The sequence below is a fragment of the Coprococcus sp. AF102-57 genome, from assembly GCF_027686195.1.
GTDB classification, from domain to species: domain Bacteria; phylum Bacillota; class Clostridia; order Lachnospirales; family Lachnospiraceae; genus Allocoprococcus; species Allocoprococcus comes.
In genome coordinates this window covers 18,747-42,504 of sequence record NZ_JAQCSY010000014.1, presented here as the reverse complement: position 1 = coordinate 42,504, position 23,758 = coordinate 18,747, and the positions used below count along the sequence as shown (strand labels likewise).

Here is a 23,758-nt window from a genome sequence, read left to right as displayed (position 1 = left end):
CGGTATAACGAAATTTGCTACAGCTTGACAGTGGTTTACGCATTTATAAGATCGTGCCTGTCTCATAGAGAGCATTCTTCCGCTCCATACGCTTTAATTCCGGCAATACGGTAAGTAACATGGTGATGAAGCATAATCCTCCACCAATGACGTTAGAAACCGGCTCAGCGAGAAATACGCCGTCTGTTCCCATATGCAGGGCATACGGCATTAGATATGTCAGAGGCACGACGATAAATACCTTCCGAAGTAGTGAGAAAAAGATTGCTTGCTTCTTCTTATTCAGGGATTTAAAGACCGTTTGGCCAATGTATTGCATATCCATGCAGATAAACGCTGCAAAATACTGCTTCAGGGCAGGAACTGCATCTTTCATCAACGTAGCATCTGAACTGAAAATTCCGATCAGGGTTTTCGGCGCGATGATGATAATACTCCACATCACAGCTGTGTATCCGAGAATCATAAGTGCCATCATGGCACCGGCTTTTCTTACACGGCATGGGCGTCTTGCACCATAATTGTAACTCAGGATTGGCGAAGTCCCTTCGTTGATTGCATAAATCGGAGTTTCTACAAGCTGTCTGACACTGGATACGATGGTCATAACAGAAATGTAGATATCTCCGCCTGTGACGGAAAGTACATTGTTGCAGACAATCGTTACCAGACTGTTTGTCAACTGCATGATAAATCCGGCAGTTCCCAGGCTTACAATGTTTTTTGCATAAGCTGTACAGCTGGCAAGTTCCTCTTTTTTGAGGAGCCTCACTTTCAGTTCTGCTTTCTTTGTAAGAAAGAAAAATACAAATGCAGCAGAAAGTGTCTGAGAAATGACCGTTGCAATTGCGGCACCGCGCACGCCAAGTCCGAACACAAAAATAAACAACGGGTCAAGCAGCAGGTTCGTTACTGCCCCTATGGTAACTGAAAGCATGCCGATGGTTGAATATCCCTGTGCATTGATAAACGAGTTCATACCGGTTGCAATCATAGAAGGCAGAGTTCCGATCAGGTAAAGCATCAGGTACGGATATGCATAGATTAGAGCGTCTTTTGAGGCACCAAACAGTACCAGGATCGGGCGGGCAAATAAAAAGCCAATTACCATGAGTACAATGGCACAGATACAGACCATGGAAAAAGAAATATTCATAATTTTTTTCGCTTCCTGTGGCTCATTTTTGCCGCGCTCAATCGAAAATAATGGTGCACCGCCGCTTCCGAATAGATTGCTGAATGCGGTAATGATGACAATTACCGGGAAACAAAGACCGACTGCACCAAGTGCTGCAGTTCCGATGTGCGGGATACGTGCAATATAAATCCGGTCTACAATGTTATAAAGTAAGCTTAAAATCTGGGCGACCAGCATCGGGAGCGATGCTCCAAGGATATTACTGGTTATCGTTCCATTTTCAAAATCGACTCGTTTCATTTGTAAATTCATTCCTTTTTATTTTTCTTGCTTTTTAATTCTAACATGATGTAATATATATGTAAATTATTGTTTTTATATGATAATTCAATAAAAATCATATGGATAATATATTTTCATTTTTAAATAATCAGGAGATGAAGATGCTGGAGGAAGAATTACAGGTATCACTCTTTTTGCGAGGCACAAAGAAAATTGCGCTTACAGATGCCGGAAAGACGCTTTATGAGCAGACCGGTAATCTTCGGATGCTTTTATCATTTGATAAGTATTTTTTAATAGGATAAATAGAATTACCAGCTTGATTTCTGCTCATCTATAACTTCCAAAGTCTCCGGATTTACCAGATAGAAATCAACCAGTTCTGTCTCATATCCACCATCCGGATATACCTTTTCCAGAACCAATTCTTCGAAAGTATTATTATTTTCATCTGTCTTAGAACCGTTATCATACAGACAGTAATTGACATTTACTGTTGTGCCATCCTTCTCTTCTGTTGTCTCAGAGAGGATCGCGTAATTTTCGCCCTTTGCATTTGCCGTGTAAGTGAAATTCATATCCGGAAGGGGATTCTGTTGCTGGATATATTGATACACAGCACGCATTTCGTCCTGAAGCGGTGAAGCCTTCTGGGATTCCTGTGCCGGAGAATTTTCGGTAGAATCAGTGGTACTACTATCTTGTGTTTCCGAATCATTCGGGTCGGAATCTGGTACAGAGGATTCTGTTAAAGTGTCTGTATTCGGCAAAAACAAACCCGTTTTTTGCATATAAATCAGGTTATCAGTTCGGTACTGTGTAGCGATGCCGTAATCAGACTGTACGGAAAGATAAATATAATGCTGATCTTGACCGGTTACGGTTTCCGTTCCTTCTACGCCAAAGCTCACAATTAAAAAGCTGTAACCAATCAGAGAAAGTAAGAAAAGAGTCAGTGCGGCATAAGAAACGGCAATTATTCGTCTGGTTGCTTTCCTATTAAGAAGGCTTTTTTGCTTTTTATACAGACAGATCATGCCCCAGATCAGCAGGCAGGACAAGGTGACGGAAACGCAGATGGCGGATATTTCAGCAAAATAATAGCGGATTGCATATCCTGCGCTTTTATTGATACCATACCATGCACCGTAGAAAAAGGTACTGTATGCCAGAACGATTGTAATCAGACAAGTACGCAGGATATGCTCTTTTCTTGTTGGAGTAAATTTTTTTAATGCAGAAATAAGTCTGTCCATTTCTTCTGCTTCAATCCAGGTGGTAAGTTCTGCTTCAGATGGATATTCACCGTTTGTGTCAGGAATTCCTGTATAACGGGTTAAAAACTGATTTTTTGTATCAGTATCTCCCACTTCTGCTGCCAGTAAGATCTGCATATAATACAACTGTTTTAACTGGACTGGTGTACATTTTCCAACAGAAATCTGTGTAATTGTCTGTGTAGCATGATCGTATTTCCCAAGCTGGATTTCAAGGCTTGCAATCAGGAGCAGCATGCGGTTATTCGTAGCAAGATCGCGGACAGATTGTATATGATACATATAAAGCGCATACTCATAATGTTCGTCCAGTGGCATTCTACTCGATATCTTTCTGCTCCATCCGGCTTCTACAAACTGGAGCCCGAAAGCAAGTTCGATAACGGCAAGAAGCTGGCAAAGGAAAGCCGTAAGTCCCCAGACATTGGTAGTGAGTTTCTGATAGGTCAGAAAAAAGATTGCAGCGGCAGCCAGGATGACGATCAACCATCTCAGCATGAACACGCGGTGGGCTTTCTTTTTTACGGTTGGATTCCATGGATATGTTTTTAATTCTGAATCTAGCACGGGCAAATCTCCTTTCTGTTGTCTAATTATCGATTTCCAAAAATATAATCTTAGTATTTAAGCGCCTCCTTTATGACGAAATAAAAGGGGCGCTTAAATCACTTTTCATATTTACTATTTTACTTCTACCAGTTCGATCTGGAAGTTCAGTTCTTTTCCAGCCATCTCATGGTTGGCATCAAATGTGATGTTGGTTTCTGTCTTTTCGGTTACGGTTACCGGGAATGGCTGTCCGTACTGGTTGGTCAGATATGCATGTGCACCGACTTCCAGATCTTCTGATCCAGGAAGCTGTGCGATTTCCAGCGTAAAAATGGCGCGTGGATCCGGCATGCCGTAAGCTTCTTCCGGCATCAGATGGATGTTGATGGTCTGTCCTACTTCCATTGTTGCAACGGCTTTATCGTAACCATGGATCATCTGTCCGGCTCCGCATACAAATTCCAATGGCTCTCCACGGTCATAGGAAGAATCAAACTGGGTACCATCATCAAAGGTACCTCTGTAATGGGTACGGCAGGTCTTTCCGACATTCGGACCTTCAAAATCCGGCACATGTGCGCCACCACATCCGCTGCATCCACTGCAGTGTCCGCCACAGGAATGTTCTTCTTCAGCAGAAGCTTCTTCTGTTGCTGTTTCTTCATGCTGTCCACAGCAGGAATGACCTTCTTCGTGGTGATGGTCACAATTTGTACCTGCAGATTCCAGTTCTCCTGCAAGATAGGCATTCACTGCCGCATCTACTTCTCCTGCTGCACCGGATATAACTTTGATACCGGCTTCTTTCAGCGCTTCTTGTGCACCTTCTCCGATACCGCCACAGATCAGAACATTTGCACTCTGCTCAGAAAGGAATCCTGCAAGCGCACTGTGTCCGGCGCCACCAGCATGAACAATCTGCATGGAAGTGATCTTTCCGTCTTCTACCTCATACATTTTAAAAGTTTCTGTCTTTCCGAAGTGCTGGAAAATAGATCCGCCTTCGTATGTTACTGCTATTTTCATTTGTAAAATCCTCCTTGAGATACCTTTACTCAATAGTATAACATATGGATTGCGAAACGCATAGAAAAAGTATACAATAATGAAAGAAATAATGAGACAAAACGAAAGAAAAAAGGGACTGGAAAATGAGTAGTATTTATTTGAGCAACGCAATATTTATGATGATAATACTGACGATCATCTTTTTAAGGATCCGTTATTATATTACATGGAGCCCGAGTAAAAAATATACGATGATCTTTATTGGCATGGTAGAGCTTTATGTGTTAATGGATGCATTGTTTATGAAAGAACTCTTAGGTAAGTCAGGAAACCTTTTGCAGTTTAAGCTGGTTGTGTTTTTCTTTTATCTGGTTTATGTAATCATGCCATATGTGTGGCATTTGTTTATGCAGAGTTATATGGGGATTAACCGTTCAAAGAAGCAAAGATTTGCGGAAATGATTCCGTTCATTCTCCTGGTTCTGATGGTTCTTCTCTCAGTTCCGACGGGAATTGTCTGGAGATTTTCACGGAACCGGACCTATATACGCGGTACATTTTTCGGAGTGTTTGCCGTACTCAATCTGTTTTATTACGTTTATACATTTGCACAGACATTCTTCATTTTATTCATGAACAATACAAAGGGTGTCAGATATCTCATAAAATCGGCACTGTTTTCAGCAGTCCCACTGATCGGAATTCTGGTAAATACCTATATCATTCCACTTTATGGGGCGTATCCGTTCCAACCGTACTGCCTGGTAATCGGAGCACTGCTCTCCTACCTGTTCATGGTGGAGCACCAGCAAGATCAGATGGAGTTTGAACACCGGAAAAGACTGTCCAATGCATTGGAACTGGAAAAAGAATCGACACGGAAAGCGAAAGTAGCCGGTGAGGTAAAGAATGCTTTCCTGGCAAATATGTCCCATGATATCCGTACCCCGATGAATGCGATCATTGGATTTTCTGATATCATTGCAGAACATCCGGATGATGAAGAAATTGTAAAAAATGCAATTTCCAAAATTCAGGCATCTGGTGAGATTCTTCTGAAGATCATCAATGATGTGTTGGATCTGTCTAAAATCGAAAGTGGAAAGGCAGAAATTGTGGAGATGGTAACTGACCTGAAGCAAATGGAAGAAAATCTGAAAATGATGCTCGAATACAGCATCCAAAAGGGAATGATTGATTTCAAAGTTGAGGATCAAATAGAGAATCCACTGGTATGGTGTGATGCGACAAAACTGCAGCAGGTTCTGGTAAATGTACTGAATAATGCAGTTAAATTTACCCCAGCGGGAGGAACGATCACATTTAGCTGCGTCCAGAGAATGATCGCACCTGGATTTGCCGAATACAAATTCACGATAAAGGATACCGGAATCGGTATGAATGAAGAATTTCAGAAACATGCGTTTGAGGCATTTGAAAGAGAGCGAACTTCTACCGAGAGCAAGACTGAAGGAACAGGGCTTGGACTTGCGATTGTGAAGAAACTGGTAGATCTGATGCATGGTGATGTGATAATCCAAAGTAATTCCGGTCAGGGAACCAAAATACAGATTTCACTTCCCCTTCGGATTGCAACGAAAAATCAGCTTCATCAATCAGATAAAGCAAAGGAATACAAAATAGGTCTTGACGGAATGCATGTACTTTTGGTGGAAGATAATGAATTAAATGCAGAAATTGCCATGGAAGTTTTGAAAAATAAAGGGATTCTTGTGAACTGGGTTCCGGATGGATGCGCCTGTGTGGAAGAAATTCAAGATAAGGAAGCAGGCACATATCAGTTTATCCTGATGGATGTACAAATGCCACGGATGAATGGATACGAAGCGACACAGAAAATCCGTCAGCTTGCAGATGTGAAGAAGGCACAGATTCCAATCATTGCCATGACTGCAAATGCATTTGAGGAAGACCGGAAACATGCGCTGGATGCCGGGATGGATGGGTTTATTATGAAACCGTTCCGGGTGGATGAGATGATGAAGGTGATCGGGGAAGTGATGGAATAAATGAATGTGGAAAGAGCAGGGAAAGAACTTTGGAAAGTTCATCCTCTGCTCTTTGTGTGTTTCATTAATCTACGCGGCTATGTTGTCCACGTTTTTGATAATCTTTATCAATTCGCTTCTTCCAACTAGAATCAAGCGCTGCATTGCACCTAACAGCAGAAATTGCGTCATTTAACACCTCGTAATTCAATGTAGTTCCTTCGCAGTCACATTGATAATTGGCAGCTTTATCTGCGTTAATTCCAAAATGATTGGCTGTTTCAATCGCATCAATATTTGCGCAGAGGAACAGAAACTCCCATCCGTATTTTTCCTGCTGCCGCTGAATCATCTGCTTTACTTTATCACTGCTGTACATATGGCTTGCATTTTCCATACCATCTGTCATGATGATAAAAACGGTATGCTCTGGTACATCTTCCGTGCGCGCATATTTGTGGACATTTCCAATGTGATGGATAGCACCGCCGATCGCATCCAGGAGAGCCGTACAGCCGTACACAGAATAATCGTCTTCTGTCATAGAGGGAATCTTCTGCACCTCTACTCTGTCATAAAGGACTTTACTGTTATTGTTAAAAAGCACGGTAGAAATCAGCGCCTGCCCTGCCTCTCTTTTCTGCTTTTCAATCATAGAATTGAAGCCGCCTATGGTGTCCTTTTCCAGTCCGCTCATGGATCCGCTGCGATCTAAAATAAATACAACTTCTGTCAGATTTTTTCTCATGCTAAATTTCCTCCTAAGTAATGGCTTATTTTGTTTGTAACTATAGGATACTGCCATTTTCAGGGGAAATGGTCGCATGAAAAGCGACACTTTTTATGGATCAGAAAATTTCTAGAGAATCATATCAGGCGAACAACGCTGTGTGCAAAATTGCCAAACTATTTTCTTCTTAGCCTCCAATCAGACTTTGATCAAAGGCAAAGAGTGCTTCATTGATTTCATAAATACTATATTTTTGCTTCAAGATAAAATATTCAACGATTACGTCAAATTTGCTGGAATGAGACAGGGCAAATCCTGCTTTCATCAGCATATCCTGAATTTCCGGAAGCGGAAGCTCAAGTGCCAGCGCAAATGCAAGAACAGTCGGTTTGGATGGTTTGTAGTACTTGTCATTTTTAATCTTGGAAAATAATTTCCGGTCAATATTGGCTTTCTTATAACACTGGGAATCGGTCATTCCACTTTCATCAATCTTCCGAAGCAGCATTTCAGAAAAGCTTTCATCCATTTGCTGCAAGGCATCTTCCAAAGTTGCAGCCTTACTTAATGGTACATTTGATGGCTCTGGTAAAGATATGCTTTCACAGAGATCCATTTCCCGGAACTGCTTCTGGCGCCTCATTGCTTCGGATGTTTTGTTAATGTGTGTTTCTACATAATGATCATCGATATAAGATGCAATATCAGAAAACAGTTTGCTGCTGATCCGATAAGCTGCTTTATCAAAAATGACGATGTATACCGTCATATCATTTTCCATAAGAAATGCGCTGATCGCGTCGATTGCAACCTTCAGCGCCTGAGCTTTCGGATAGCCGTAAATTCCGGAAGAAATCAGTGGAAATGCTATGGTTTCACAATGTTTTTCTTTTGCAAGTGCTAAGGAATTTTCATAGCAGGAAGTAAGCAGCTCCCGCTCATGAAACTGTCCGCCTCTCCAAATAGGACCTACTGCGTGAATGACATAATTGCAAGGCAGATCATAGGCGTTTGTAATCTTTGCATCTCCGGTCTGACAGCCGCCTAATGTGCGGCATTCTGCTAAAAGCTTTGGCCCTGCTGCACGGTGAATGCAGCCATCCACTCCACCGCTGCCGAGCAAGGAGGAATTTGCGGCATTGACGATGGCGTCTACGGACATTTTGGTGATATCATTTCTGACGATTTGTAATGGCATAATTAGGCATGCTCCTCTAAATAATTTTCAATCTTTCCAATCAGCGCCTGATCTGCCGGAAGCCAGTCTACGCTGTAAAGAGTCTCTTTGGTGAACCATTTGGCAGCTTCATGCTCTTTTAGGATCAGATCGCCGGATTTTACATTACAGATAAAACAATCCATTGATAGGTGGAATTTTGGATAGTCATATTCTACGGTGTCAAGTATAGGACAAAAAAATTTAATTTTTTTCTGCCGAAGACTATCTGACGTTTCCATCAGGTAGTCCAAGCACCTTTATTATCTTCTGATAAGTCATTATTGTCCTGCTCAAGTTATCTCTGTTCTGAAAAAATATCGTCAAAATTCCATTCGATTTCAATTTCATCCTGACTATGAACACAGATCACCTTGATAATCTCACGCAGCTTCTCTGTATCGAACTTCTGAATTCCCAAGAAATCTTTTAGTTTTATTTTATCAGAAAGTTCATTTTGTTCAAGAAGCTTTTTGCTATTCTCCGCATCTTCTATTTTTCGTTTGATTTCATCCAGCTGTCCACTTATCTTTTCAACTCTCTGCTTATACAAATCACGACCCATACGATCATCTTTGTAATCATCATAGAGTTTCATCTTTTCCGAGGTCAACTGTCGGCTCTGTTTTTGCAATTCTGCAGTATTGATTTCTTTATATTCGCATTGCCTTTTGGAAGATACTTTCTTTTCTTTTTCCAACATTGACGCTACATACTGATGGACAAGCCCAAGGATATTCTCCTCCAGCGGTTTCCATCGGATCTCCATTGGTTCGGGCATCTGAGCATTTCAGCAGATGCTCTGTTTCTTTTAACAGAGAACGCCAACAGTTGGCACATAACAGCAATGCCGGCTGTTTTTTTCGTCTTTCCAGCGTAAAATTGGTGCGTGATTCTGCAACAATTCTCCGTTTTTTCGGATGCATTTCATTTGCTTTTTCAAACAATGCCCTGTCTATAATTGCTGTATGATGATTTTCCAGGCGAACCCATTCTGTTTCATCATTCAGAACTGCTTTATGACCGGTATGCATACTGCAACGTGTTTTTCCCCAGATTCTGGTTCCAATATAAATCTCATTATCCAGAAGAGAAGCTCGCCTGTATATCAATATCTCCACGTATGTTACAACCGGCAATCGTGAAGGATTTGAACGTTGGGCAAAGCTCAATAATCTGAAAGAGGCAGCCCGCACCTTCAACTTATCTTTCCGAAAATAACCTGCTGAATTATGAGGATTTCAGGCAGCATGTATCTGACATTGAAGCTTCTATGAAAGTTGCCGACCAAAGAATTGCACAAATCAACAGTAATCTGAGCACGCAGAAAGTCATTCAAAAACACGGTGATTCTTACCGGCTCTGCCGTAAAGTAATTGAAGATTGCAAATCTACTAAAAATCCAAAAGCATACCGAACCAAACATCAGGCAGAATACCAACTGCACGATTCACTAAAAAAAGAGCTTCAGGATCTCGGTGTTACCAAAATCCCAAGCTCTAATAAAATCCAGAAGCGGATAGAAAATCTTGAATCTGAACAGGCTGCTACTGTCCGGGAAAAAAAGAAATTGCAGAAAAAGCAAAAGACACTGGATATCATCAGACAGAATTTCACTGCACTGCTCGATGCTCCTGAGATCAGTTCAGACTTACTTCCAGCAAAACGGGAACTTGTTTCTATCACAAGAGATAAATAAGATTGCACTGACAACTCACTCATTTTCTTCCAAATCTTCCCATGGTTTAAAACCCATTTCCTCCCAGGTGACGCCATACGGTGCACCTCCGGAGGTATTTGTTTTTGGGTTATGCCAGTTATATAACGAAACGGGAAGACCTGGATTTCTCGATCTTCTCATATTATTTATGGACTTTTCTTTTACAAATACTAAATATGACTAAGGATATTCCCATTAAAGAAAGCCACATAATTACATTCGTATCATCTCCCGTTTTTACATTTGGAGTATGACTGCTATTATCACCTGATGGTTCTTCTGAAACTGGTGGCGTATTCGTGGTAATTGGTGGTATCGATTCATTTTTAAATTTAGGTTCTGCCGTTACATTCCAAATTATCTGACCATCATAATTACCTGGAACTGTTATGATAAAAGGTTCGCTTTGATATACTTGATTGCTAATTTGTGTTTTTTGTGTCTGGACAAAAAGATACACTCCTTTTTCCAGATCTCTGTACATAACTTCTCCGTCTGAGTTGGTCTTTCCGGACATTCCTTTGATGTTGTTATCCTGTACATATTTTTCCAGTTTTTTTGCAGCTTCTGCCTGAGCGGAAGAATCATCAAAATCAAATATGACTCCAGACTTTGCAAACTCACTCACTAATGCCCATGAATTGTTTTTATATGTTCCAACCTGATACATCGTAAATTCAGTATTACTTAGCTTATATACCGTGGTCTCATCTTCAACAGTTGCTTTTAATAATATACTTCCCAGATCATTCGCAGACACAGGTAACGGAATGAGGAGTAAAAGCATACACATCACACTGGCCATACACATATATATTCGCTTACGTTTACTTATTCTGCTCATGTTTTTTCTCCTTCCTGCGTTTATGTAACTTAATGCTCACCCATATGATGATGAAAGCAACAATTCCAACAATCAATAGAATCACATTGAATGGGATTGTGCGCTGAAGACCAACTTCCTCATCTATCTTCTGTGCCTCTTCATACGGAATTCTAGTGCCACGTACAAGCAGTCTGTGCGTGTTAACTGCATAAGGAGTGCATGTGACCAGTGTTACATAATCCTTGCCCTTTTCAATCTGTAAAGAATCTGTATCTGATGGCAATACTGTCAGAATCTGATCCACCTGATAGGCAAAGGTATGATGAAGAACTTTAATATAAAATACATCTCCAACCTCCATCTTGTTCAGGTCGGTAAATATCTTGGCATTTGCAAGTCCACGGTGTCCGGATAATACCGCATGACAGCTCTCACCGCCTACCGGAAGCGAGGTGTTTTTCAGATGTCCTACACCTGACTGCAGTACTTTTTCGGATGTTCCATGATAAACCGGAAGGACAACATCAATCTTTGGAATATCAATATATCCCATCATTCCAGTATCATCAATTTTCAAAAGATTGTTATACTCATCATCTTCTGTCTGGTTTTCATTACTTTCTGAAAACGGATCTGCTATGGAACCAATTCCAATCAGGCTTTCATTGTATTCCTGCGCCTGCTCGATCATTGCATTTTCCTGTTCTTCCGACAGATGAGAAACTTCCTGTTCATAATCTGTAGCAATCGTTGTGCTGTTCATCTGATTGATGTAATTGCTCACTACCGGATACAGGATTAAAGAAAATGCCGCCAGATATCCAATTCCTCTTAGTATTTTCACTATTTTTTTCATAATACCTTTCACCTTTTGTCTGTTTCTTCTGAAATACCCAGTCCACACTGGATATTTCAGAAAAAGCAGACATCCTCCCGGCGCAATACCGGGAAGATGAACTGTCTTTTTGTCCATTCTTAAACTTCAGGACGCCTTAGTTTTTTGCTTTCTTTTTGCCAAAAGCTTTGCTTGCTGTTAATGCACCGAAAAGAACGATACCAGCCAGTGTTACCATAAGGGCTCCCTTGCTACCAGTAGATGGAAGCTGTGCACCTGTCTTGTTTTCTACAGCTACTTCTGGAGAGCTATCTTTGTTTGTGATTGCAGTACCATTTGTAGTCTTTCCATTGTATGTGTAATCTACTGTATAGCTTACAAGTTTTCCATCTTCGCCATAAGTTGCTTTAATCTCAACCTTAATGTCGCTGAGAAGTTTATTGTATCCTTCTGGAGCTTTTGTCTCTCTTAAGTAGTAAGTTCCGGCATCAAGACCTTTTACAAGAACTTTACCGTTGGTACCAGATACGATTACATCGGATTTGAAACCTTCTGCTGCAGCTTCCTCAGATGTTGCCACACGGTATTCACCATCAGTTACTTTTTTAATGTTAACCTTGTCTCCAGCTACTTCACCATTTGCCTTGTAAAGCTCGAATTCTGCTTTTGCAAGTCCAGTCTGAGTCTCACCTTTTAAATAATATTTGAAGATTGTGAAATTGAAAGTATGTACGTCTACTTTACTTGGTTCGGATTCACCTTTGTCATCTGTTCCTGGCTTATTGCTGTATTCAACAGTAGCCTTGTTGGTGTTAGGATCAAATCCAGTTACGGCATCTTTATTTAAGGTTGCTGTATAAGTTACTTTAATTTCCTGTCCTGCTTTATTTGCATTAGAAGCAAGGAAATTGTTCATTATAATTGTAATGTTCTGTTCGTCCTGTGTTAATGTATAAGTATTATCGCCAGTACCTGCAGTAACATTCTGCACATTTTCACCTGATCCAACTGTCACAGAGGTAATTTCTTTAAAAGTAAGACCTGCGGATAATGTATCCTTGAAGTTAAATACATAAGAAGTATAACCTGTCATATCCGGTACTTTAGATGTCAGTGTGTAAGTTACTGTATCACCAATGTTGACATCATCTGCATTTTTGTCATTTACTTTTTTTACTACTGTCGGGTAATTGCTCTTCATATTAACTGTAGCATCATCACCTGTAACGCTGACTAAAGAAGCTACGGATTTTACTGCTTCATTTCCAGGTGCTGTAGATGTATCTGTTGCACCTAATGGATAAACTACATAGTATCCATATGCCAGATTTTCAATTACTGTCTTTGTGTCTGCTGTAGTTGTAGTACTATGAGTAGATTCTACAGCTGTTTTGGTTTCACCTGATGCACTAAGAATCCATCCCATGATATCTTTTGCAAACGCTGCGCCATTACTTCCATCTGTTCCAACCTGTGTTTTAACATATTCATAAGCTTTTTCACTTAATGCTTCACCTGTTAATGTAGAAGCACCAGAAATTTTGCTCTGGAAAAATCCCTCATATGCACTGTTCAGTGTATAAGCTACATTCTCGCCACTTTTTGTTGCTGTAAAAATCTGATACAAATCCAAATTCTTTCCTGCTACTGTATTGTTGACTGTCAGGGTTCCTTTTGGAGCTTCTGCTGCAAATGCAGTCATGCTCATGGACAGTATCATGGTCATTGCCATCAGAACTGCCATAAATCTTGATACTAATTTCTTCATGTTCCTCTTCTCACTTTCTTTTGATTTTTTATTGGTTCGCTGGGGATTCTTTCAGCCTTTACGGTGGAAGTTCCCCACGCAGCCATATCTCTCTCATGACTCTGCTCCCCCTTTCCTACATCGTCTGTTTCCGTTTCTTTCTACGTCCGGTATAAAGCAGGAACGCTAACAACAAACCACCTGCTATGATGAACATCATGATGCCCTCGCCACCGGTATCCGGAAGCAGTGCAAAATGCCGGTTGATGATCGTGAAGGTAAATCCATCATCAGAGCTTTTTATTGTAGTTGTATATCCGTTTATTTCCGTTTCTGTAACAGAATATTTGTAATAATAAATATCATCTCCATCTGTCTTATATGCCGGAAGTTCCTTTATTACCTCCTGCCATGTAGATTTTGAAGGATCGCCTGTAATCACATAATTATCATATCCCGATACATCTTCTGTATGTTCTGTTCCATCTGCATCCGTCCAGCTTCTAGAAATCTTGATTTTAATGAAATCTGTTCTGATACCATCCATATTTCGAAAATCTTTCCAGACTTTGTTTATCGTCAAGTTTACATTCTCATCACATGGATCCTGCGTATCAGACGGTTCCGGTGATGTGCTGTCACCTATATTGACTGTCGTTTTGGTATCTGACATCAGAACGGCTTTTGCATCTGATACATAAGCATTCAGATCTGCTGTTTCAGAAGAATCTTTTGTTGCCATAACTGCATCCTGCAATGTGTTATACTCATCTACCTGCACTACATGCTTTACTGAGAAGATGCTCCATCCATTTTCCTGGCTGAACGTATCTGTCAGAAGTTTCGAATTCTTTTTGATCTCATCAAAACTAATCGCCGGTTTTCGGTAAATACGATAATTGTTATTCTCACCTTCTACACCTGCTTTTGTATTAAAGTCATATACAGATTCCAGATCACTTTTTCCACTGAATGGTCCCACCAGCTTAGATGTTCCACGGACCACATCGCAGTAATACATGTTGTTATTTTTCAGCAGTCCTTCGTCGTTGTATCCTACAAAGCCTCCGCTTCGTCCATCTGTTGCAGTACCGTCTGCATCATTTCCGGCACCGCCGGCATAGACATCGTATCCCGTACTGATTCCATATACATTGCTGTCTGTAATTTTTGTCCTGTTTGCCTTGATCAAGTTGACACTAATATTGGACTTTACATCATTATCTTTTGTTATGATTCCATTCTTATCACATGGAAGCTTAATAGAGGAATCTCCGATCTTAATGATTGCAAAATCTGTCTGCTGGTCGTTGTCTGCCGATTTTTTGGACAGTCCGACGGAAATATCAAGTCCCAGCAGATTCACATGGAGAAGATTTCCTTCATACAGCGCATCAACCTTCACAATTCCAAGATTAATATGCAACAAGTCGGAATCCTGGATCTTATCCAAATACAATGCCCTTACAAGCTGATCTAGAACTACGAATAATGCATCCACCACTGTGGAATCCAGTTTTACATCTGCAAGATAGGCAAAGCTTGTTCTTCCAGCGAAGCCACCGGCTGTTCCACCGGATTCTACCAGTTTCAGACTGTTTTCCTGATTCTGGGCATCTCCGGCATTGCAACCTGACATTCTGGCAAGATTTGCATAGCCGATAAAGCCTCCGGCGATCTGCTCCTTTCCGCCTTTACTCTGAACCGTATAACCACCAGGCACTCCTGTCACGCTACTGTCATCTATGTGGGAACCAAAAATATCCAGAACGCCGAGGGCACCGCCCAGAAGCTGTCCAAATTTATCTCCCAGCACATCCAGCTTCTCCATTTTTACAACTCCGCTTTTTCCGGAGTATCCTACAAAACCGCCAACGCTGTTCAGTCCAGTTACATAATTTAATCCTGTTACTCTACTGTTTTTGACAGATCCATTTAACAGTGAACCACCAAATCCGCCAGCTGTTCCGCTGTATGCAACCTGATTATTCTGTCCTGTATCTGTTGCTGTGTTAGCACTGACGCCAAGCCCTGCATCTGGACTTCCTGTGACATTTCCGTAATATACATAGCTTCGGAACGCATCCAACACATCGGTTTTTCCAAGTTTTAAAAGATACTGTAATACCGAGGTCTCATTACCTGCACTAATGTTTGCGGCACCGGAAACATCCGCAATACCGAAGCATCCTCCGGCATATTCACCTGCTACTACAGAGCGAATCTTGTCTGCACGGATTCCGCTTTCTGGCTTATCCTTCTCGCCAAGAACTGCTCCACAAAGACTTCCTGCGAATCCTCCAGCTGCCTTTGCGTACCCTGTATTGCTTCCATTTTGATAGGTTCCGTTTACAATCACGCCCCAGTCATCCCAAGCTGACACAGATGCACAACGAATGGTGGAAACAGTTGCATTCAAAACCTTGATCAGCTCTGCCGGAGCATTTACCATAAGAACATCCAGAAGCTTATTCAAAAGTCCCTGTTTTGTAGCTGTATCAATAGCTGCCACACTCCCCGGATCTACTTTTCCAGCAAAACCGCCTACATAGGAAGTTCCATCTACACGCCTTAAATTTATGATACTGCAGGAGGTAGTTTCATCTCCCCAGATCTGGCCGCCGATCATCCTTCCCACATAGCCTCCGGCAAATCCTGCCGGGTCTTTGTCTGCAATACCGGTTGCTTTGATTCTTGCACCGGAACGATAGCCTTCCACATGGGACTGTTTTACAACCGGCACAAAGGTTTTTAATGCTGCCAGACTGTCTGCACCTATAACCTTAAGACCTGCCAGTGAAACGTCACCTGTGTTTGCCACAGAACCTGTAAGCATCTCACTAGCAAAACCACCACTACTTCTATAAGCCTCTGCTAACTGAAGATCTACGGCAGTACCATTCGTAACGGTACCGCCTTCCATCCGACCTACATAGCCTCCAGCAGAACCTCCCTGTGTTGCTTTACTTGCAAGAATACTCCGTCCTGCTGTGACTGCGTATCCATATGCATACTGAGAAATGATCTCATTCAACTGATCCTGATCATTGACTTCACCAAGTGCCTGTAATTTATTACCGTAACTTCCATAAGAGCCGACAGCGCCAACCCACTTATTCCAAGTATCCGTATCAAGTCCACGAAGCGGTCCATAGACTGCTGTATTCTTTTCTGTCGGATACACTGCCTGAAGAAGCGTCAGCGGATTATCCAATTTGATAAGACCGAACAAAACCTTCAGACTTCCTGTATCTGCAACATTCGCACACCGCATCAGTCCTGTATAACCTCCGGCATATTCTGTTCCATATACGGATCGGATACGATAGGCTGCACATTCCCTTACGGTTCCTGTATATGCAGAGCCTTTCCACTTATCCGTATTTTTTCCCCAGATCTGACCGCCGTAGTTGTAACCTGCATATCCTCCGGCAAGTCCACGATAAATGCCATCATCACTCTCAGCCTGAGCCCTCACAGCACCTCCACATGGAATACTTGTTGTTTCGCTGTTTTTGATTACTGGAACAAAGGCTTGTAAAACTCCAAGAAGATTATCTGCCTTAATAAGTCCTCCAAGAGCACTTAATCCATCGACCACATCTGCCGCACTCCCCGGCTCCATGGTTCCAACATATCCACCGGCACTTTCACGCCCTATGATATGTGCAAAATTATAAGAATTACTATTCTGAATCTGAACTCCAAGAAGTTCTCCTGCATATCCTCCGGCTTTTCCGGTATCACCGTCTCCGTCTGTTGCAATAACATTAAATCCACCTATCGCTCCATAAACATCTGAGCTGTCTATGATAGATGCAACTACAGTCAGTGCTGATAACAGTCCTGTCGTAGAAAGAACATGATCCAGAACACTTGCTCCACCGATGGCTGCCGTACTTCCCATAGCAGCTTTCCCAATATAGCCGCCGGCATAACGATAACCACTTACCGCATATGCACTGTCGCTTCCGTAATAACTGCTACCATCTTCCTGCTGCAGATTCTTTGGCTCACTGACACCTGTATGCTGCAATTTATTTACATCGGAATTGCTGATCTGTACACCGGTTCCGCATCCGATAAAGCCTCCGGCACTTCCAGCATCCGCATCGTTGGTGCTGTCTTTTTCAAGAGTACCTGTAACGGTAACGGTAAACCCTTTTTCTACAGAATTAACACTGGCATTACTGATCACAGGAACAAAAGCATTAACCAGGGAAAGTAATCCTGTCAGATCAACTACTTTTGTAAGAATTGATGACTTATCTCCAATCTCTGCAACCGCTCCGGCTTTTACCAGACCTCCGAAGCCTCCGGCATAACGAAGACCTTCTACTTTCAGAAGATTTTCTACTGCCGTTCCTTTTCCAGCGTCAACAGCATTTGATGAATTATCTACATGACCGCTCTGCATCTCTCCAACGAAGCCGCCTGCATAGCCTTCTGCGTTTTCAAATCCCCTGTCAGCCGTAACAGTCAAACCATCTGCGGTACCAGCAACTTTGCAGTTTGTAATTTTGCTGGATGCAGCCTGCAGGACACTTGCCAGTTCCTTCAGACTCAGAATCTTACCAAGGACACTGTTCAAAAGATCTCCTGTGGCATCTCCTGCCTCCGCCGCACTTCCGGAACGCATGATTCCGATATAGCCACCGGCATGATACGGTGCAGTGACTTCTTTTACATTGGTCACATCAGAGTTCTTCACCATGACTGCTTTTCCATTACCGATATATCCTCCGGCATCTCCAAGCGCCACATCATCATTTTTTCCAGATGCTGTTACAACTAAGCTGTCTCCCTCGATAGAAGAGTCGGAAATTCTCGGATACGCCACATCCATGACACTGAGAAGCTGATTTACATTTAAGAGACCCAGTAACTTAATAGAACCTGTCTGTGCCACATCACCAGGCATCAGCCTTCCTGCAAAACCACCGGCATAGCTGGTTCCCTTTATATAGGAAAGTCCGGTAATATTTGTTGTTGCAATCGCACCAGTCTCACCTTCTGTTGTTTCATTCTCGCTATTCGTGACTGCTGAAATGAAATCTGCTTCTTCACTATTCTTTTCACCTGTAGATTCATTCGAAGATGAATTCGTGTCTGTGTCAGCTTTGAATCCAGAATTGTTGTTTCCATAGTTGATATCTACTGCCTGTCCGTCTCCCACAAAGCCGCCCGCCATATCAGCGGATACCTGAGGGTCAGAACCATTCGAAACATATGCAATAGAAGTATTATTGAACTCCGGTCTCAGTGCACTGACAACGCCTAGCAGGTTCTCCAATTCGATTCCTGTCAGTTGTGATGTAGTGGAATCCCCGGCACTTAATGCATCTCCGGCTTTGGCAAAACCTACAAAGCCCCCGGCTTTTCCGGATGCTGCAGATGCAGTAACCGTTTTCAGGTTGCTGATTTTTGTGTCCCTTGCTCGTCCACTAATGCATTCTCCAATAAAGCCACCACTATAACCTTTCTCATTGCCAGTAGACACACTATATCCTGAGGAAACACCTGTAACAGTGCTGTCAACTGTAAATGTCTCAATCATCTGGCCTACAGAAAGAAGGCTGTCAATTTTTAGTAGCGGTAATCCAAGAAGTTTAATACCTCCAACATTGGCAAGGGTGCCGCTTCCGAAATATCCGGCAAATCCTCCTGCAGACTTTCCAGCCATTACGGAATTCAGATTTGTGACGGATGTTCTCCTTACTTCTCCACCGGTTCCATAACCAATAGCACCTCCAGCACAACCATTTTCCTGATCTGACGCAGTGACAGTAAGCCCGGAAGAGCCTCCGTTTACGGAACAATCTTTACATTCAAAACGCATATAGTCTGCTGCTGTAACTGTTCCGCCAAGGACATCACTGACACTGGTCATTTTAGCGTAACCTAAGACTCCTCCGGCATTCTCTGATGCTGAAACGGACATGCTTTCTGATGCAATAATACTATTAGAATGATCATTAAAACTGTAAGAAATACTGTTTTTTGCAAGTACACGATTCAAGGCTTTTGTAGTCGATTTTGAACCGTCTGCAAGTTCTGAAGTATTAGAAACCTGAACAGCTCCGGCATATCCTACAAGTCCTCCGGCATTTTTGCCACTGGCAGTTATGGATATCGTACTTCCACCAATGGTGCATCCACTTATAACGGAAGGCCGAAGTCCTACAAGATTCAGGATATCCATATCCGTTGTAGTACCGTTTAATAAACCTGTAAGAAGATTTTTCACGAGATCAAGCAGACCTTTATTTTCATCAATAGATGTAACAGCACCAAGGGTTGCCAGACCTGCAAATCCTCCGGTATAATCTTTTCCGGACACTGTACCAAGAGAAGAAATACTGCAATCCACAGCATAACTGTTACGCATTTCTCCTATAAATCCGCCTGCATAACCACTTTCCTTACCAGAACCTCCTGTTGCAGATACATTTGCACTGCCATTAATACTGCATCCAAGCATTACAGTATTAACCGGAAAATCAGCAATTTGGATTCCCAGATGATCCAGTGCACCTGCAACAACTGCATTGGAAGCACGGCCAATAAAGCCTCCAGAGTAATCTATACCATTGACGCTCTCAGCACCATTCACTGAACATCCAGTCATTACAGCACCTATTGATTCTCCTGCAAATCCACCTGTATAATTCTGTCCGGATATCGTATCACTACCAGCTACTGAGCAGTTGCTGAACACCGGATTCACATAACCAATCGGAATCAGGTTTCCGACACTTAGAACGCCTCCATTCAAAAGCGTTGTAATCAGATCACCAAGGCCTAATACCGGAATCAGGTTTAATAACTTACTAAGTGCGTCCGTTACTCCTTTAAGTGCTCCTGATAGAGCTTCATATTTTGTAATACCTGAACTGTACCCAACAAAACCACCCGTCCAGCTGTTTGCATTAGATACTCCTGATAATCCTTCTACATGACAGTCTGATATTTGTACGTTCCCTTTTACAACGCCAGCAAAAGCACCTGTTGAAAAAGATTTTGGATCCTTTTCCAACCCACTTGATAATCCCAGGACTTTTAAAACTAAGGTCAACACTCCACCAAGCAAACTAAAATCTTTTTTTATAGAACTCGTTGTAGTTAAAACAGACACTCCTGATAAGGTGAGATTTTTTACGAAAACCTGTTTTGATGAAATCTGTAATGAACTGTCATATGGGGTCGATAAACTTCTGAAAAATCCAACACCATATTCCGTGTCTGAGCTACTTCCATTTGAATAAGCGCTCTGATTGATTGCTGCGTCCTGTACAATCTTTACATTACTGATTTTGACATTAGCTCCTTCTGTCATTCCCTTACGACCTTCCATATTTCCCTGGAAGTTCTTTATAGGTGTCCAGTTATCATCTTTCCCATTAGAATTGGTACTCTCTTTGGAAAGATCAATATCACGAAAGATAATGTAATTCGCATCCTTGCTATATTTATATCCTGTGCCTGCAATATTGGTATTACTACTTTTGGATGTATCATAGGTAAGGACGTAAGTTTTGTTCTCATCAACCGTAATACTTTCCGGATTCGCATCATCTGAAAAATCACTTTCATCCTCACCACTTGTAAAGGTTTCATCATTACTTCCTGTCTCAGCTGCTGCCTCGCTGTCTGATGGAGTCATATCAATCGAATTGCTATCTTTTACGGTTGCATCTGCTTCAACGGATTCCACTTTGGAATCACTGGAAGTACTTTCTGTTGCAGTTACTGTCATATCAGCTGACTCCTGAATCGTACTGCTCACATAGTGATATCGTTTTGTGGCACCTGTTCCTAACAAAGCCCCACCATCCTGCTCATCTGTATCTCCCAGCTTATGGTCACCTTTTTTATTTCCATACAATTCTTTTCCAGACCAATTATATGTGTCATTAAACTTTACAATATCCGCATCACCCGGATAATACAGTTCTGTCTTGTATGTCTGTGTATCAGCTGCTGGTTTCCAGTCTGTATATCCTCCTAACAATCCCGACTTTTTCTCTCTTGTTTCATATACTCGCCAGATTGGCTCTGTCACATCCGTATCTGTTCCGATTGCCCGAAGCTGTGTTTCATTTCCAATCAGAATATAATTTTTATCACCAATCTTTTTTACCACCTGACCGAAATAATTTCTTCCTTCATAGTCGGACGGATATGCGCTAGTAATATCCTGAGTTGTCTCCTCTGTCCCAGCCTTATTTGCAAGAAGCTCCGGTGTTTCTGTTGTAAATGAAGAAGCAAGCACATAATTATGTGTTTTGCTGTAAGTAAGATAGGAACCATCTTCCAGTGTAAAAACCTGTCCCATTCCAACTTTTTCAGCAATGTAATCCTCGCTCATTACAGGTTCGCTGTCTGATGATTCCCCTTTCATCAATTCAAGCTGGTATCGGTTATACACATAAATCGTGTCAGTCACTGAATCATATACTGTGTTGCCCGTGCGCTCTGATGATGAAGTGATGCTACCTGTAAAATCTGATGGGAAGTTCCAGACATTTTCATTATCTATTGGAATATCATTCATCAAACAATAGGAAGCGTCTGATGCATAGGTAAGTTCTGCACCATCTGCAAGAACCTTATCCCCTTCACCAACATTTCCATCTTTGTCTCCGGAAAACATCTGTATTCCTGTACCGATTTGCAGAAGTTGCTGGTAATTGTAGATACATATTTTTCCATCTTCATAATCTGGATTTGCTTCTTCCAAAGTATCTGAGGTGTTTTCATCCTCGATAATTGTTTCTTCTCCATCTGTAAATCCTTGATCTTCAGAATTACCAAATTCCTCTGTTACTTCAGAACTAATATCTGTATTTGGCTCTGATTCTCCTTCAAAAGAATCAGGAATATCACTTTCCGTGATATCAGATATTTCAGATGCATCACTGCTGAAACCATCCTGTTCCGATATATCTGTAATTTCACTATTGGTCTGCACACCCATTTTTTCTGAATCTTCAGCATTCGCAACTACGACTTGCGAAGATAATAATGTAACACACAGAACAACTGCTGTAATTCGTCTTAAAACACTCAATTTCTTGTTCATAAAATTGCCTCAAATCTTCTGTCATGCTTGACTTTTTGTTACTTTTAACCACTCTGGCTGCTTTGCTGCCGCCGTCAAGCATAGGATCAGTTTTTTAGAAAACGCTCCGCATTCACCATTTGAAATCATCCGTATCGCTTCTTCATGTTCATATTTTCTTTTGTATGGCCGATCATTGATCAATGCATCGTAAGCATCAACAATCCCAACGACCTGCGCACACATTGGAATCGCATTTCCTTTTAAACCATCCGGGTATCCTGATCCATCATATCTTTCATGGTGATGTCTGCATATTTCATAACTATATTGGTTCAGCTTTTCCGTTATTACTCCTTCTGGGAATCTCCGGGTCATCGCTGCACCTACTAATGGATGTTGTTTTACTACATTCATTTCTTCATCTGTCAATTTTCCATTCTTATTTAAAATTTCAAGTGGTACTTTTATCTTTCCAATATCATGAATCGGTGCCAAATGAGCTACTGACGAAATTTCTTCATCTGTAATCCCATATTCCGGATAATTCTTCTGCAATTGAAGATATACCTGTTTTGTATAAAAGCTAATATCATCTTGATGCCCTGATTCAACTATCTGATTATGATTCAATACAGTAGTTAAAAGTGATACCATATCCCAATACTGCTTTGTCATATCTTGTTCTTTTTTTATGAGTTCTCGTTCCATCTTTATAACTGTGTTCTGGACAATCTTCTCATTATGTAAGGTAATAATTGCAGTATTCTCATTTGCATCTATATATTTTTTTGCTTCCATCCAAACATATGCATTCTTATCTTTTCCAGTAATCCTGCGATATGGAAGATCTTTTTCCATACATCCATCAACTAGTCTTTCTTCTAATCCTTCACTTGATAAGAAGTCATGAACCATTTTTTTGTCAGAAGCATACACGTATCTTTCTACATATTGGCTTATGAACTCTTCATAGCTTTCTGTTTTCCTTACTTTCTCATACACTTCACGGATATGTGAATATACACACTCGTAGCTTTTTTCCTTCAAGTTCAGTTTTAATACAACATAAAATCGTCCAAAATATTCATCTTCTCCAGGGCGGATAACATCTGAAACTTTTACGCTCTCTAATTTATTATTGTATGTATTCTGCAAACTCAACAATATTTTATGTATCTTGCAGGTATCTTCTAAATTTCTGGAACAAAAACGATCTTCTTCCAAACAACGATTAATTGCCATTGTTTCCTCTACACACGATATAATTTCCATCAGAGAAATATTCTCCGGTTGTTTTGCCAGCATATAGCCACCATTTGTACCTTCATAGGCTTTTATGATTCCTGCTTGCTTTAAC

Annotated in this window: 15 protein-coding genes and 1 pseudogene; 3 read left to right on the top strand and 13 right to left on the bottom strand. The window is 41.4% G+C overall.

Going from position 1 to position 23,758, the window contains the following annotated elements; genetic code table 11:
• Nucleotides 1-43 precede the first annotated feature (43 nt).
• A complete protein-coding gene (locus PGZ10_RS10145) occupies nt 44-1,438 on the bottom strand; it encodes an MATE family efflux transporter (protein ID WP_270541340.1) in 1,395 nt (464 codons plus the stop codon).
• Between the two features lie 143 nt (nt 1,439-1,581).
• On the opposite strand from PGZ10_RS10145, the gene PGZ10_RS10140 reads away from it, so the two are divergent.
• Complete coding sequence (locus PGZ10_RS10140) at nt 1,582-1,725, top strand: hypothetical protein (RefSeq protein WP_270247173.1); 144 nt, start codon at nt 1,582-1,584, stop codon at nt 1,723-1,725.
• 6 nt (nt 1,726-1,731) lie between these two features.
• Here PGZ10_RS10140 and PGZ10_RS10135 read toward each other — a convergent pair whose 3' ends face one another.
• Both PGZ10_RS10135 and PGZ10_RS10130 read right to left on the bottom strand, forming a co-directional pair.
• Nucleotides 1,732-3,264, bottom strand: a complete 1,533-nt coding sequence (locus PGZ10_RS10135; protein ID WP_270541339.1) for a hypothetical protein — start codon at nt 3,262-3,264, stop codon at nt 1,732-1,734.
• A gap of 114 nt (nt 3,265-3,378) precedes the next feature.
• Nucleotides 3,379-4,272: a NifB/NifX family molybdenum-iron cluster-binding protein gene (locus PGZ10_RS10130; RefSeq protein WP_117558367.1), complete on the bottom strand. Its 894-nt coding sequence runs from the start codon at nt 4,270-4,272 to the stop codon at nt 3,379-3,381.
• Between the two features lie 125 nt (nt 4,273-4,397).
• Between PGZ10_RS10130 and PGZ10_RS10125 the strand changes: the two genes are divergently transcribed.
• Complete coding sequence (locus PGZ10_RS10125) at nt 4,398-6,284, top strand: ATP-binding response regulator (protein ID WP_270541337.1); 1,887 nt, start codon at nt 4,398-4,400, stop codon at nt 6,282-6,284.
• Between the two features lie 64 nt (nt 6,285-6,348).
• On the opposite strand, the gene PGZ10_RS10120 is transcribed toward PGZ10_RS10125, so the two are convergent.
• The 5 genes and pseudogenes from PGZ10_RS10120 to PGZ10_RS10100 form a co-directional block, all read right to left on the bottom strand.
• The gene (locus tag PGZ10_RS10120; RefSeq protein ID WP_270541335.1) at nt 6,349-7,011 is read right to left on the bottom strand and encodes a vWA domain-containing protein; all 663 of its coding nucleotides are present in this window, start codon (nt 7,009-7,011) and stop codon (nt 6,349-6,351) included.
• 169 nt (nt 7,012-7,180) lie between these two features.
• Nucleotides 7,181-8,191: an O-acetyl-ADP-ribose deacetylase gene (locus tag PGZ10_RS10115; RefSeq protein WP_270541333.1), complete on the bottom strand. Its 1,011-nt coding sequence runs from the start codon at nt 8,189-8,191 to the stop codon at nt 7,181-7,183.
• A 2-nt stretch (nt 8,192-8,193) separates the two neighbouring features.
• Nucleotides 8,194-8,400 (bottom strand): annotated as a pseudogene (locus tag PGZ10_RS10110) (8-oxo-dGTP diphosphatase MutT); the annotation flags it as partial.
• Between the two features lie 107 nt (nt 8,401-8,507).
• On the bottom strand, nt 8,508-8,807 hold the full coding sequence (locus tag PGZ10_RS10105) for a hypothetical protein (RefSeq protein ID WP_270541331.1): 300 nt from the start codon (nt 8,805-8,807) through the stop codon (nt 8,508-8,510).
• Nucleotides 8,808-8,862: 55 nt separating this feature from the next.
• The gene (locus tag PGZ10_RS10100) at nt 8,863-9,330 is read right to left on the bottom strand and encodes a recombinase family protein (protein ID WP_270541328.1); all 468 of its coding nucleotides are present in this window, start codon (nt 9,328-9,330) and stop codon (nt 8,863-8,865) included.
• 152 nt (nt 9,331-9,482) lie between these two features.
• Here PGZ10_RS10100 and PGZ10_RS10095 point away from each other — a divergent pair, with 152 nt between their 5' ends.
• Nucleotides 9,483-9,908 (top strand): hypothetical protein, encoded by a 426-nt coding sequence (locus PGZ10_RS10095; protein WP_270541326.1) that lies wholly within the window; start codon nt 9,483-9,485, stop codon nt 9,906-9,908.
• Between the two features lie 163 nt (nt 9,909-10,071).
• Here the strand turns inward: PGZ10_RS10095 and PGZ10_RS10090 are convergent, their stop codons facing one another.
• The 5 genes from PGZ10_RS10090 to PGZ10_RS10070 form a co-directional block, all read right to left on the bottom strand.
• The gene (locus PGZ10_RS10090) at nt 10,072-10,773 is read right to left on the bottom strand and encodes a pilin N-terminal domain-containing protein (protein ID WP_117814247.1); all 702 of its coding nucleotides are present in this window, start codon (nt 10,771-10,773) and stop codon (nt 10,072-10,074) included.
• Entirely contained in the window at nt 10,757-11,611 is an 855-nt protein-coding gene (locus PGZ10_RS10085; protein ID WP_270541325.1) for a class C sortase, read from the bottom strand. Before PGZ10_RS10085 ends, PGZ10_RS10090 begins: the two co-directional genes overlap by 17 nt.
• Before the next feature lie 136 nt (nt 11,612-11,747).
• Nucleotides 11,748-13,358 carry a SpaH/EbpB family LPXTG-anchored major pilin gene (locus PGZ10_RS10080; RefSeq protein WP_270541323.1) on the bottom strand — a complete coding sequence of 537 codons (1,611 nt, stop codon included), beginning with the start codon at nt 13,356-13,358 and terminating at the stop codon, nt 11,748-11,750.
• 115 nt (nt 13,359-13,473) lie between these two features.
• Nucleotides 13,474-22,419 carry a Cna B-type domain-containing protein gene (locus PGZ10_RS10075; protein ID WP_270541321.1) on the bottom strand — a complete coding sequence of 2,982 codons (8,946 nt, stop codon included), beginning with the start codon at nt 22,417-22,419 and terminating at the stop codon, nt 13,474-13,476.
• 21 nt (nt 22,420-22,440) lie between these two features.
• Nucleotides 22,441-23,758, bottom strand: a 1,318-nt coding sequence (locus tag PGZ10_RS10070; RefSeq protein ID WP_270541320.1) for an HD domain-containing phosphohydrolase, incomplete at its 5' end; no start/stop codon positions are given.